General features: G+C 73.8%; 10 protein-coding genes and 1 pseudogene. 5 read left to right on the forward strand and 6 right to left on the reverse strand.

Annotated features, from left to right (window positions below):
* Positions 1-62 precede the first annotated feature (62 nt).
* Positions 63-386, forward strand: a pseudogene (locus tag AB1673_00155) (ectoine synthase).
* A 51-nt stretch (positions 387-437) separates the two neighbouring features.
* Complete coding sequence (thpD, locus tag AB1673_00160; GenBank protein MEW6152388.1) at positions 438-1,343, forward strand: ectoine hydroxylase; 906 nt, start codon at positions 438-440, stop codon at positions 1,341-1,343.
* A 31-nt stretch (positions 1,344-1,374) separates the two neighbouring features.
* On the opposite strand, the gene AB1673_00165 is transcribed toward thpD, so the two are convergent.
* Together AB1673_00165 and AB1673_00170 are read right to left on the reverse strand one after the other, a co-directional pair.
* Positions 1,375-2,268: an SWIM zinc finger family protein gene (locus AB1673_00165; GenBank protein MEW6152389.1), complete on the reverse strand. Its 894-nt coding sequence runs from the start codon at positions 2,266-2,268 to the stop codon at positions 1,375-1,377.
* Positions 2,268-4,967, reverse strand: coding sequence for a DEAD/DEAH box helicase (locus AB1673_00170; GenBank protein MEW6152390.1), 2,700 nt, complete (start codon positions 4,965-4,967; stop codon positions 2,268-2,270). Before AB1673_00170 ends, AB1673_00165 begins: the two co-directional genes overlap by 1 nt.
* 56 nt (positions 4,968-5,023) lie before the next feature.
* Here AB1673_00170 and AB1673_00175 point away from each other — a divergent pair, with 56 nt between their 5' ends.
* The 3 genes from AB1673_00175 (at position 5,024) to AB1673_00185 (ending at position 8,958) form a co-directional block, all read left to right on the forward strand.
* Positions 5,024-6,082, forward strand: a complete 1,059-nt coding sequence (locus AB1673_00175; protein MEW6152391.1) for an alpha/beta hydrolase — start codon at positions 5,024-5,026, stop codon at positions 6,080-6,082.
* A gap of 84 nt (positions 6,083-6,166) precedes the next feature.
* Positions 6,167-7,129: a glycosyltransferase family 2 protein gene (locus AB1673_00180; GenBank protein MEW6152392.1), complete on the forward strand. Its 963-nt coding sequence runs from the start codon at positions 6,167-6,169 to the stop codon at positions 7,127-7,129.
* A 35-nt stretch (positions 7,130-7,164) separates the two neighbouring features.
* Positions 7,165-8,958 (forward strand): hypothetical protein, encoded by a 1,794-nt coding sequence (locus AB1673_00185; protein ID MEW6152393.1) that lies wholly within the window; start codon positions 7,165-7,167, stop codon positions 8,956-8,958.
* Positions 8,959-9,112: 154 nt separating this feature from the next.
* On the opposite strand, the gene AB1673_00190 is transcribed toward AB1673_00185, so the two are convergent.
* The 4 genes from AB1673_00190 to AB1673_00205 form a co-directional block, all read right to left on the reverse strand.
* Positions 9,113-9,529 (reverse strand): PLD nuclease N-terminal domain-containing protein, encoded by a 417-nt coding sequence (locus AB1673_00190; GenBank protein MEW6152394.1) that lies wholly within the window; start codon positions 9,527-9,529, stop codon positions 9,113-9,115.
* 112 nt (positions 9,530-9,641) lie between these two features.
* Entirely contained in the window at positions 9,642-10,442 is an 801-nt protein-coding gene (locus AB1673_00195; protein ID MEW6152395.1) for a class I SAM-dependent methyltransferase, read from the reverse strand.
* 82 nt (positions 10,443-10,524) lie between these two features.
* Positions 10,525-11,178, reverse strand: coding sequence for a GerMN domain-containing protein (locus tag AB1673_00200; protein MEW6152396.1), 654 nt, complete (start codon positions 11,176-11,178; stop codon positions 10,525-10,527).
* Positions 11,175-12,587, reverse strand: a complete 1,413-nt coding sequence (locus AB1673_00205) for a HAMP domain-containing sensor histidine kinase (GenBank protein MEW6152397.1) — start codon at positions 12,585-12,587, stop codon at positions 11,175-11,177. Before AB1673_00205 ends, AB1673_00200 begins: the two co-directional genes overlap by 4 nt.
* Positions 12,588-12,596 lie beyond the last annotated feature (9 nt).

Consider the following 12,596-nt stretch of genomic DNA (forward strand, 5'->3'; position numbering starts at 1 on the left):
GGGTGCGGGGCCGTTCCCCCCCCGCCCCCCGCGCGGGTTTGCGTCTGGAGGGGGGCTGGACGGTGATCGTCCGGTACCTGGACGAGGTCCGGGGGACGGAGCGGGCCGTCGACGCCCCCACGTTCGTCAGCCACCGGCTGCTGTTGGCGCGCGACGGCACCGACTTCTCGCTCCACGACACGACCCTGCACGCCGGGACGGTCACGACCATGGAGTACCGCCACCACGTCGAGGCCGTGTACTGCCTGTCGGGTGAGGGGGAGGTGGTCGAGCTGGCCAGCGGGCGGATGTGGGACGTCAGGCCCGGCCTGCTCTACGTGCTCGACAACCATGAACGACACGAGTTGCGGGCCGCCACCGACCTACGCATGTTGTGTGTCTTCACGCCGCCACTGGTGGGGAGCGAGGTGCACGACGACGAGGGCGTCTACCCGTTGCTGACCGAGGCCCGGGCGGCCGACCGCTACCCGACCAGGAAGTCGGACCGCCCCGCCTTGCTGCCCCGCCTGGGCCCGGTCGTCCACCGCACCGGCGACGGCACCCCGCACGACGGGCCGCTCGGTCCTGACGATCTCGGGGCCTTCGAGAGGGACGGGTTCCTCCAGCTGGCCGACCTGTTCGGCCCGGCCGAGGTCGCCGAGCTGCGGGCCGAGATGGAGGCCCTGGCCGTGCGCTCGGACCTGAGGGCTTCGGGGCGGGTGGTGATCGAGCCCGCGGGCGAGGTCGTGCGCTCCGTCTTCGAAGTGCACCGGGCCAGCGAGCTGTTCGCCAAGGTGGCCTCCGACCCCCGCCTGGCCGATGCCGCCCGCCAGATCCTGGGGGGCGACGTCTACGTCCACCAGAGCCGGGTCAACTACAAGCCGGGCTTCGGGGGCGAGGGCTTCTACTGGCACTCGGACTTCGAGACCTGGCACGCCGAGGACGGCCTGCCGGCAATGCGCACGGTCAGCTTCTCGGTGGCGTTGACCGAGAACCTGCCGGTCAACGGCCCGCTGATGATCATCCCGGGCTCGCACCGCACGTTCGTGGCGTGCGTGGGCGAGACCCCGGCCGACCACTACCGCCAGTCCTTGCGCAGCCAGGAGATCGGCACCCCCGACGACCACAGCCTGCGCCTGCTGACCGAGCAGGCGGGGGGGATCCGGACCTTCACGGGCGGCGCCGGGGGCGTGACGATCTTCGACTGCAACTGCATGCACGGGTCGTCGAGCAACATCTCGCCCCACCCCCGGTCCAACCTGTTCATCGTCTACAACAGCGTGGAGAACACCGCCGTCGAGCCCTTCTCGGCCCCCGGGCGGCGCCCTTCGTTCGTGGCCAGCCGGGACTTCACCCCGGTCTGACGCACGAGCGAGCAAGAACTACCTCCGCGGTTCATTGTTCCTCACTGTCATGGGTCTCACTGTTGGCTGTTCCGATGATCAAGGCGTCGTAGGCGGGGCCCAGGACTTCGCGGATGGGGCGGCCGCCGATCGTCACGTCCAGGGGCTCCAGCCCGTCGAGCACCGCGTCCGGGTGATCGGGGTCGGCGGGGCGCACGTCGCCGGCCGCGGGGACGAGGTCGCCACGAGCCGGCAACGCACCGCCGGCGAACGGCCACCATGGTGCCACCTCGTCGACCGGGCCCGCCCCCGCGGCCCCCGCGGCCCCCGCGGCCCCCGCCCCGGGCCCGGCGAGCGGGCCGAGGACCTGCTCTCGGGACCGGCCCCGCCATGCCAGCAGGAGCCACGGGTCGGCGTCGAGCTGGTCGGCGAACACGTAGAGGACGGCCGCGATGTGCTTGCACGGGTTCTCCCAGTCGGGGCAGCTGCACTCGGCCCGCACCTGCTGCCACGAGCCTGGGAACAAGGCCACGCCGGCCGTGGCGAACACGTCCTCCAGGTCGGTGGGGACCTCCCCGGCCAGCAGGCGGGCCACGAACCCGACCTTGGCCCGCATGGCGGAGTCGATGGCGTCCCACTGCGGGGGACCAGGCTCGGGTAGCGACACGGTGACCAGGTAGGGCGTGCGGCGCGAACCCTGGACCTGGGCGGCGATGGTGGCCGACCTGACCTCCAGCGTGAGCACCTGGCCGGAGCGGGCGTAGCGCCGGCCCCGCTGCATCCGGGCTCCCAGCCCGTAGGACTCCAGGACCTCGACGAAGCGCTTGGACCACCACGTCGACGCCATGGCGCCCCGCTGGCGCGACGTTGCCAGCCCGCCCTCGGCCGGCAACGGGACAGACGCCGGGTAGCGCTGCCAGGGGTCGTCCCACCGGCGGGGGGCCATCAGGCGCCCCCGCCTGAGCGCAGGGCGACCAGGTCGCGCAGTTCGTCGGTCGACAGTTCGGTGAGCCACTCCTCGCCCGTCCCCACGACCTTGCCGGCCAGTGCCCGCTTGCGGTTGATCATCTCGTCGATGCGCTCCTCGACCGTCCCGGCCGTGACCAGCTTGTGGACCTGGACCGTACGGGTCTGGCCGATCCGGTAGGCCCGGTCGGTGGCCTGGTCCTCCACGGCCGGGTTCCACCAACGATCGAGGTGGACGACGTGGGAGGCGGCCGTCAGGTTCAGCCCGGTGCCCCCCGCCTTGAGCGAGATCAGCAACAACTTGGGGCCGTCGGGGGACTGGAAGCGCCGGACCATCTCGTCGCGCACCGGCCGCCGGACGCGGCCGTGCAGCCACAGCGCCTCGGTGGCGAACTGGCGCTCGAGGTAAGGCGCCAGCAGCCCGCCCCAGGCCGCGAACTGGGTGAAGCACAGCACCTTGTCGCCCTCCCCCAGGATCTCCTCGAGGAGCTCCTCGGCCCTCGTGAGCTTGCCGGAACGGCCCCGCAGGGGGGACCCGTCGGCCAGGAACTGGGCCGGGTGGTTGCACACCTGCTTGAGGCGCAGCAGGCCGGCCAGCACGATTCCCCGCCGGTTCATGCCCTCGGCCTCGTCGGCGCTGGCCAGCAGGTCGTCGACGACCGCCTGGTAGAGGGTGGCCTGTTCCCGGGTCAGGGGGCAGTGGTCGACGGTCTCGATCTTGTCGGGCAGGTCGGTGATGATGGAGCGGTCGGTCTTGAGGCGCCGCAGTACGAACGGCCCGGTGACCCGGCGCAGCAGGGCGGTGGCCTCGGGGTCTCCGTCGCGCTCGATGGGCAGGGCGAACCGGTCGCGGAACTCGCGGGCCGAGCCCAGCAGGCCGGGGTTGAGCACGTTCATTATCGACCACAGCTCGCTGAGGCGGTTCTCGACGGGTGTGCCCGTGAGGGCGATGCGGCGTGAGGCCTTGAGCTGGGCCACGGCTCGGGATTGGGCCGCACCCGGGTTCTTCACCTGCTGGGCCTCGTCGAGGACCAGCCGGCCCCACTCCACGGCCCCGAGGTGGGCGGCGTCGCGCGCCACCAGCGAGTAGGTGGTCAGCACGGCGTCGTGGCCCGCGACCACCTTGGCGAACGACCGGCGCCCACTGTGGCGGCCGGCCCCGTGGTGCACGTGGACGCGCAGGGCGGGGCCGAAGCGGGCCAGCTCCCGCTCCCAGTTGCCGAGCACCGACACCGGGCAGACCACGAGCGTCGGCCCGGGGGCAGGGTCGGCCAGGACGGTGGCGATGAGCTGGGCCGTCTTGCCCAGGCCCATGTCGTCGGCCAGGCAGGCCCCCAGGCCGAGCCGTCCGAGGAAGGCCAGCCACCCTGCCCCCCGCTCCTGGTACGGACGCAGCCTCCCCTCGAACCCCGGCGGCGTGGTCAGAGGAGCGACCGTGGCGTGCAAGGCGTCGTCGAGCACGGAGGCCAACCACCCGATCCCCGAGGCGTCCACGCCAACCACTTCGAGGTCACCGTCCTGGCCCAGGTCGTCGAGCCCCATGCCCGCCCGCAGCAGGTCGTGGGCCGCCGCCTGGCCGGCGGTGCCGGCCGCCTCCAGCAGCTTGGCCACCTTGGCGGCGTCCACCTCGACCCACTGGCCCCGCACCCGGACGAGCTCGCGCTTGGCCTCCACCGCCCGGGCCAGCGTGGCCAGGTCGGCCTTGGTCAGCGTCCGGGTGCCCAGGGCCGCCTCCCACCGGAAGTCGACGATGGCGTCCATGCCGACTCCCCCCGGGGCCCCGCCCGAGGGCGAAGAGGTACCCGACCGGGTGGCTTTGGCCTTGAGCCCCAGCCGGGGACGGTGGGCCCACCATGAGGGCAGCAACATGGCGATGCCGGCGTCGTCGAGGGCACCGGCCCGGTGGGCCAGCAGGGTGAGGACGCCCCGGCCGTCGAGGGCCACGCCCGCGGGCGCGCCCTCGTCGAGGGCGGGCGCCAGCTCCGGGGCCAGGCGGGCCATGCGCCCCAGCGCGGTGAGGACCTCCTCGGTCACCGGTACCCCGAAGGGTGAGCGGCCGCCCCACACGTCGGCCAGGGGGACGACCAGGCTCGGCTCATCGCGGTCCTGGGCCAGCATCTCTACGTACCAGCGGTCACCCCGGGCCGGCTCCTGGACCCGCAGGCAGAGCCGGGCCCGGCCCTCGACCACGGCACCACTGCGGGCCCAACCGGCGACCGCCTCGGCCAGCGCCCGCACCTTGACGGGGTCAAGGGTGGCCGGCAGCCAAGGGTCGGCCGAGGTCAGCGAGCGGGCCCACGCCTCGGCCACCGCCGGCCTTCCTCCCCTCCGGGGCGACAGGGAGGCCCCGGCGTCGACCAGGCGGCCGCGGGCCATAGCGTCGACCGCCTCGGCCAGGCCGGTGGCCGCCCGCCGCTGGTCGGCCACCGAGGAGCCGGCGGCCACGCTGGCGACCAGCGAGCGGTGGGAGGCGGCCGGCAAGGGCCACCACCACGACCGCCCCCGCCCGTCCTCGTCGACCGTGAGCCCGGGCACCACGCGGCCCGCAGCCACCAGGGCGCGTGCCACGGCGTCGACTGCGTCCTGGTCGACGGTCTGGCCGCTGGCGGGGGGATGGGCGCTCGCCCCCGAGGGCCGGCCGCTCGGTGGAGGGGCCGTGGTCGTCTTCGTCGGGGACATTGGCGCCATCATGGCCGAGCGGCCACCGGCCGGCGCGGACCGCTACGGTCGGGGGGATGAGAGCAACAGTGCCCATCCGGTGGGCGGGCGCCGTGCTCGCTCTGGTCCTGCTCGCCACGGCCTGCGGAGCAGACGGGGGCCAGCGGGCGACCACCGACGACCCCCTCCTCGACGTCATCGAGAGCGGTCCGGGAGAGCGCACGGTCCAAGTGGTGAGCGCCGACCGGGTGCGATTGTTCGGCACCCTCAACGTGCCGCCCTCGGCGGGCGACGGAGGGGCTCCCGGTGTCCTGCTCGTGCCCAGCACCAGCCCGGGCGACCGCAACGGCGTCACACGGCCGACCGGTGACCCCGACAACATCGGGCGGGAGCTGGCCGAGACCCTGGCGGCGGCCGGCCTGGTCACCTACCGCTACGACGGCCGGGGCACGGGCGAGAGCCGGCTCGACGACGGTGCCACACGCAGCTTCGACGCGCTGGTGGCCGACGCCCGCGCCGCCCTCGACCTGCTGGCCGACCGGCGCGAGACCGGTGATGGGGGGTTCTCGGTCGTCGGTTACGGCCCAGGCGGGTTGGTCGCCCTGCGGCTGGCCGCGACTGACGAGCGGGTCCGCCGTCTCGTCCTCATCGGTGTGCCCGGACGGTCGCTGGTCGACGTCCAAGCGGCCGAGCTCCAGGCGGCCTACGGCCCCGAGTCGGCCGACGCCCTGCGGAGGATCGTGGCCGAGCTCGTAGCCACCAGAACTCTTCCGGCCCTCGACGCCATGCCCGCCGAACTGCGACCCCTCCTGCCTCCCGGGGAGGCTGCCTTCCTGGCCGACTTGTACTCGGTCGACCCCGCGGTCGACGCCGCTCGGGCCCGGGCCCGAGCCCTCATAGTCGTACCTCGAGACGGCAACCCCTACGAAGCCGACCGGCTGGCGGGGCTCATCGCCGGGGCCGAGGTGCTGAGGACCGACGGGGGCCCGACCATGGAGGTCCTCGGCCCGCCCCCGGACTCGGACCCGTCCGACCCCAACAGCCCGGTGCACGACCACAGCACGACCACGCCGGTGATCGGCAGCGAGAGGGACCCGGAGGCCCTTGAGCGCCTCACGCGCTTTCTGACGGCCTGATCCCGAGGTCCCGCCAACCTGACGACAGACGCGCGATATTGGCGCGGTTTGGGCTCATGCGGCGCGGGCTTGAAGGAGAGCGCGGTGCGTTGGGTACTGTCACGCCGTGTACCGCCTCCTCGTGCCGTCGGAACGGGTGGGGGCACGGCGTCCCAGGGCGACGAGGTCGTCCTGATGTGGCACTCGAGCACCGTGTCGGTGGTGCTGATGACCTACGCCGAGAAGGGCTCGATCCGCGAGACGATCGAGGGCTTCTACGCGACCGGGGTAGTCGACGAGGTCGTGGTCGTGAACAACAACGCCGAGCCCGGCACCCACGACCTGGTGGCCGTGACTCGCGCCCGCCAGGTCCACGAGGGACGCCAGGGCTACGGCTGGGCCACCCGCCGAGGCCTGGCCGAAGCCACGGGCGACATCGTCGTGCTGTGCGAGCCCGACGGTACGTTCCTTCCCGGTGACATCTTCAAGCTGCTCGTCTACAGCGACGACTGCGACGTGGTCCTGGGCACCCGCACGACCCGCGAGCTGCTGTGGCACGGCGCCAACATGGGCTGGTTCATGCGCTGGGGCAACTGGGGCCTGGCCAAGCTCATCGAGGTGCTGTTCGACACCAGCCACCTGAGCGACGTCGGGTGCACATACCGGCTGCTAAGGCGGGAGGCCCTCGAACAGGTCCGGCACCGCTTCACCGTCGGCGGCGAGCACTTCGGTCCCGAGCTCATGCTCCTGTGCCTCACGGCCGACCTCCGGGTCGTCGAGGTGCCTGTCAACTACCTGCCCAGGGTGGGCGTCTCCTCGGTCACCGGCGACCTGGGCAAGGCCGTACGCCTGGGGCTACGCATGGCCGGGTTCATCGTGGCCTTCCGCCTGCGGAGCCTCGGACGTACCCACGGTCACCCGGGCAACCGCCGGATCGACCGCGACGCCTGGCGGGTGGTGAGGATCCACGCCAACGGGCTGCTGCCCCACGTCGACGGCCGGGCCAGCGCCCCCGCGGCGGAGGCGGTCGTCGGTGGCCGGCGGGCCGTGGCCCCGCCCACGGGCTGACCCTGGACCGCATCGCGCGGGCCGCCCCTCTGGCGGTGGTCGTGGCCGCCTTCGCCGCTTCGGTCGTGCTGCTGCCGCGCGCCGACGTGCCTATCGGCGACGACTGGGTCTACGCCCGGTCGGTGTGGACGCTGCTCGACGGCGGTGGGCTCGTCATCGAGGACGCATCGGTGGTCACCCTCGTGGCCCAAGTGGTGTGGGGCTCCCTCTTCGCATGGTTGTGGGAGCCGACGTTCGTGGCCCTGCGGTACTCCACCGCGACGGCCGCGGCCGGGGGCGCGGTAGCTGTCTACCTGCTGTGCCGCCTCCTCGGGGCGGGACGCAGTTGGGCGGCGGTCGGGGCCGCCTTGTGGTTGTTCAACCCGCTCAACTACGTGCTGGCCAACAGCTACATGACCGACTCGACGTTCGCCGCCCTCCTGGCGATCGCGGCCTACTTCTACGTACGAGGGCTAGGAGGGTGGTGCCTAGGCCCTCCCCCGGCGGCCGAACGCCCCGTTCGCGGCTCGGCGACATCGCAGAGGTACAGGTCCGATGCAGGTCGGCCGCCCCGGCGCGCAGCGCCGAACGCGAAAGACACCACCCTGCTGGGCGTGGGCGTGGGCGTGGGCTGGGTGGTGGCCGGCTCGGCGGCCTCAGCCGTCGCCTTCCTGGTCCGCCAGCAGGGCCTGCTCATCCCGCTGGCGGTGCTCGCCTACCTGTGGCTCAGCCGGCGGTCGTGGGGCCGTGCCGGGCGGGCGCTGGTCGTCCCCGTGGCCGCCGTCCCGGCGTTGACCGCGGCCCTCTACTGGGCGTGGTTGGCGTTGTCCCACGGCGTCCCCGGCGGCCAGCGCATGTTCAGCGACGAGCTGTCGCTGATCTGGCGGGCCCAGACGCCACGGTTCCTGGGCGAGCTGGCCGCCGTCCAACTGCTCTACGCCGGGCTCTTCGTCCTGCCCGTGGCAGCCGCCGCGGCCCTGGCCGGGCCCCGCCTGGCCCGTGGCCTGCCACCCCGGGGGCGCCGCTGGCTGATCGTGGTGCTGGGGGTGGTGGCCACCGGTGCGCTGGCCTTGACCGTCACCGGCCGGTACATGCCCTATGTGCCTCAGTACCTGGCTTCGTGGGGGCTGGGCCCGGCCGACGTCCAGGGCGGGCGCCCCGAGGTCGTGAGCGGCCTGTGGCTGTGGGTGCTCACGGCCGTGGTCGTAATGGCCACGGCGGTAGGCGCCGCGCTGGTGGTGCGCCGGCTTGCCGGGCCCGAGGCCCCCGGAGGGCCCGGGGCCGGCTTGTTGCTGGTGATGCTGGTGGCCCAGGCCGGGGGAGCGGTGCCCGCCTCCCTCCACTTCCAGAACCCGGGCGGGATCATGACGATCACCATGGACCGGTACCTGTTACCGCTGCTCCCACTGGCCCTGTGCCTGGCCGTGTGGGCCGCCGCCGGCCTGCGGGTGCCCTCTTGGCCGGCATGGGGGCTGGTCGCCGTCCTGGCCGTGGTGTCGGTGGCCGGGGCGCGGGACCTGCTCGTCCTCCAGCGCACGATCTGGGAGGTGGCCGCGGCCGCCAACCGGGCAGGCGTGGAGGACCGGTTCATGGACGCCGGCGCCCAGTGGAACGGCGAGCGCCTCCACCGGGACTTCGACGACCTACCGCCGCCCGACCCCGAGCGGGTCTGGTGGCTCAACCTGTTCGCCCCCCAGACCGACCCCCAGTACGTGGTGTCGACCCTGCCCCTGCCCGGTTACGTCGAGGTCAGCACGACCACCTACCGCACGTGGCTCCCACCCCGGGACAACCCCCTGCTGTTCCTCCGCCGCGACGACGTGGCCCCGCGGCCCGGAGCTGCGCCCTAAGCCGAGGGACCGATCCCCTTGGCGGTCGGCGCGCCGACCCGCCGACCGGCCGACCTGGCCCTTGCCTGACCTCTAGGTGGGACCGAGCCCCAGACGGGGCGGTCGGTCGCCCGGGAAGGGCTCGGGCACCCGCCACTTTGGGGGGGAACCAGGATCAGGCTGGGGGCGGGCCCTCGTCGCCGTCGTCCCGCCGTACCTCCTGCTCCCGGCGCCGGAGGTCGGCCTCCCACGCCCTGAGGCGCTCTTCGTCGCCGGGGCGGGTACGGGGGACGAAATCCTCTCGGTCCTCGGGCCCGAGGGCCCGCCTCCGGGGTGGCGGAGCGGGCCGACGGCCGCCGGCGCCCGGCGCGCTGGCGGTGCCGCCGGGCCGCCACCCGGCGTAGAGGGGCCGGCCCACCGCCAACCAGACGATGGAACCGATGGTCGAGAACAACAAGACGATCAGCAACCACGTCATCTTGGGCAGGTTCCTGATCAGCACCTCCTCCGACGAGATCACGTCGAGGATGCAATAGACCCACACCGCCAAGGCGATGAAACCCACCAAACCGAGACCTGCGAAGCGGAACACGACCCCTCCCTCCCGCCGGGCGGCTCTGCCCGCCGGCCCATCGAGTGCCTCAATTCGCCCATATCGTTACCAGCTCGCGGCCCCGAGGGGCTTCTTCGGGGTGGGGCGGTGGCTAATGCCGGGCGCCGGCCCGGCGGGCCACGACCACGTTGTGGGCGCACAGGCGGCGTACGCCGGGCAGATGCTCGACCACCTTCTCGACCCCTGCGAAGGCGCCCAGCAGTGACCTCGGGGCGAAGTCGGGGACCAGGCCGAGCTGAGCCGAGGAGACGACGCAGGCCCCGGCCCGCTCCAGCCCTCCGACGATCTCCGCCTCGGGCACGAGCCGCTCGTCACCACAGTCCTGGGGGACACGCTTCATCAGGTAGGGCCAGTAGGGGTTGCGGGGGTTGTGGTCCCAGATGAGCACGTGGCCCCCCGGGCGGGTCACCCTCACCATCTCGGCCAGCGTCAGGCGTACGGCCTCCGGGTCGATCACATGGTGGAGCACGGCCACGCAGTACACGAGGTCGAAGCACTGGTCGGGGAACGGCAGGGCCCCTTGGGCCACGGCCGCCGGGAGCCCCGGCCGGCGCTCGGACAGCACGTCGAGCATGCCCGCCGATGGTTCAGCCCCGTAAGCCCGGAACCCGGCCGCGGCCACCTTCTCGAGCAGGGCGCCGGTGCCGCACCCGACGTCGAGGACCCGCCCGCCCACCGGTGCCCACTGGCGGACGGCGGCCACCCGCTTGCGGTGGTAGTGGCCCATCACGTGCGCGGGGATGGCGCCGTCGTAGTGGCCGGCGATCTCGTCGAAGTGGCTGTGCCGGTGCGCGTGCCCCCTCGGGGAACCTTGACCGTGGAGGGGCTCGCCCGGCGCCTCGCCGTGGTGGTCCCCGGCGGGCCGGTCGGTGCTGGCCGTCGAGCCCGTCATGGTGGTCGTCCTCCCTGTGGCTGCCCTGGCGTGCCCCCGAGGTTAGGCGCGGCCGGCAGGCCCGATGGCGTGACCGCGGCGGTCACCGCGCCGGGCTGACGGCTACGTAGTCGAAGCGGCGCAGCGGCCCCGGGCGGAGGGCGCCATCGCCGGTGGGCACCTCGACCGTCCGGCCGTCGAGGGCGAACGCCACCCCGCTCACGCCGGGAAGGCCTGTGAGGGTGTAGACGATCTGGGCGAGGGCCAGGACCTGCTCTTCACCCTCGACCTGCACGAAGGCCTCGTCCACCTCCACCAGGGGGACCCCGGCGGCCAGCGTCCCGGCCAGCCGGGCCGTGCCCGTGACCGCCGTTCGCAGGCCCTGGTCGCGCTCGGCCGCCGTCGGTCGGGCCAGGAGGGCTTCGATGGCCCCGTCGGCCAGGGGGAGGGCGACCTCGCGGTCGACGGGCTCCAGGCGGGATCCACGTACGAAGTAGACCTGGGCGGTACCCCGGCCCGGTCCCCGGGCCACGGGCGGGGCGTCGGACGGCACGGTGGCCGGCGTCCCGAGGTCGGCGGGGGCCACCGTGCGGGCCCGGTCGTCGACCGGCACACCGCACGCCACCAGCGCCCAGGCGACCAGACCGGCGACCACCCCGGCGACCGGAGAGCTGACCAGAGCCCCCACCGGGGAGGCGGGCCGCCGGCGCGGCCCGCTCCGCGGCTGGGACAGGGCCCCGGCCCGGGAGGCCGTCATCGCTCGGCCTCGGGCAGCTCGACGACGAACCGGGCGCCGCCCCCGGGCCGTTCAGCGGCGTACACCCGGCCCTCGTGGAGCCGAACGTGCTCGGCGACCAAGGAGAGGCCCAGGCCCGTGCCTTCGGCGTTGCCCCGCCGGCCGGCGGCCCGGCCCCGGACGAAGGGCTCGAATATGCGGTCGCGGTCCTCGGGGCCAACCCCCGGCCCGGCATCCTCCACGGCCAGCAGCACACCTCCCGGCCGGGCCTCGATGGACATCCTGACCACCCCACCACCGTGGGTCTGGGCGTTCTCGACCAGGTTGACGATCACCCGCTCCAGGCGCCGCTTGTCGACCCGTACGAGGAGGTCGCCGGCCGCGGGCTCGACGTGCACGGGCACCCCGGCGGCCTGGGCCGAGCGTAGGGCGTGGGCCACGAGTTCGTCGGGGCGGACGACCTCGAGGGTGACCTCGGCCGCCCCCGCACGGATGCGGGACATCTCCAGCAGGTCCTCGACCAGCCTCTGGAAGCGGCGGACGTCGCCGGCCAGCAGGTCGAGTGCCCGCCGGGCGCGCTCGGGCAGGTCGTCGCGCCGGGCCTCCAGCAACTGGACCGATGTCGACAGTGTGGTCAGCGGGGAACGCAGCTCATGGCTGACGGCCGAGGCGAAGCGGGCGTCGCGCTCGATGCGCTCGCCGAGGGCGGCGGTCATGGCGTTGAAAGCGTCCGACAGGGTGTCGAGGTCGGCGTCTCCCGTCGACCGCAGCCGGACGTCGAGGGACCCGGCCCCGACGGCGGCGGCCGCCTGGGCCGCTTCGGTCAGGGGCCGGAGAAGGCGCCCGCCGGCCCAAACGCCGACGCCCACCCCTCCGAGGGTGGTGATCAACGCGGCTGCTCCCAGGGCGTTGCGCAGGACCCGGAGAGTACGGTCGAGATCATCGAGGGAGGCCACCTCGAAGTAGGCCCCGGCCTCACCCGCCAGGGGAAGGCCGACGGCCAGGTGAGGTTCGTCCCGGAGCCTGAACAGGCGGAGTACGGCGTCCCCGGCGGCCGCCCGCTCCCGCACGTCGGCGGGGATGTCGTCCCGACCGACCTGGAGGGTGGACGCGAACCACCGGTTCTCGTGGAGCACGACCGGGTGGGAACCAGCCGGCACCACCAGGGCCGACAGGAGGCGGGGGATGTCGGGCGCGGCGGCGTACAGCTCCGTGGCCACCAGCCCCGCCGCCGCCTGGCTGCGCCCCAGCACCGAGGCCTCGCGCTGGTCGAGAAGGTAGGTGCGGGCGAACTGGTAGGTGATGACCGCCAGCGACGCGCTGAGCAGCAGGGCGCCTCCCGCGAAACCGGCGACGACCCGCCGGCGCAGGCCCAGGCGGCGACGGCTCCCCCGGTCGGGCGGGGCCGTGGCGGCGTTCGGGGCGGTCACGTCCCGCGG

It is taken from the genome of Actinomycetota bacterium (assembly GCA_040754375.1).
In the GTDB taxonomy this organism is placed as follows: domain Bacteria; phylum Actinomycetota; class Acidimicrobiia; order Acidimicrobiales; family AC-14; genus JBFMCT01.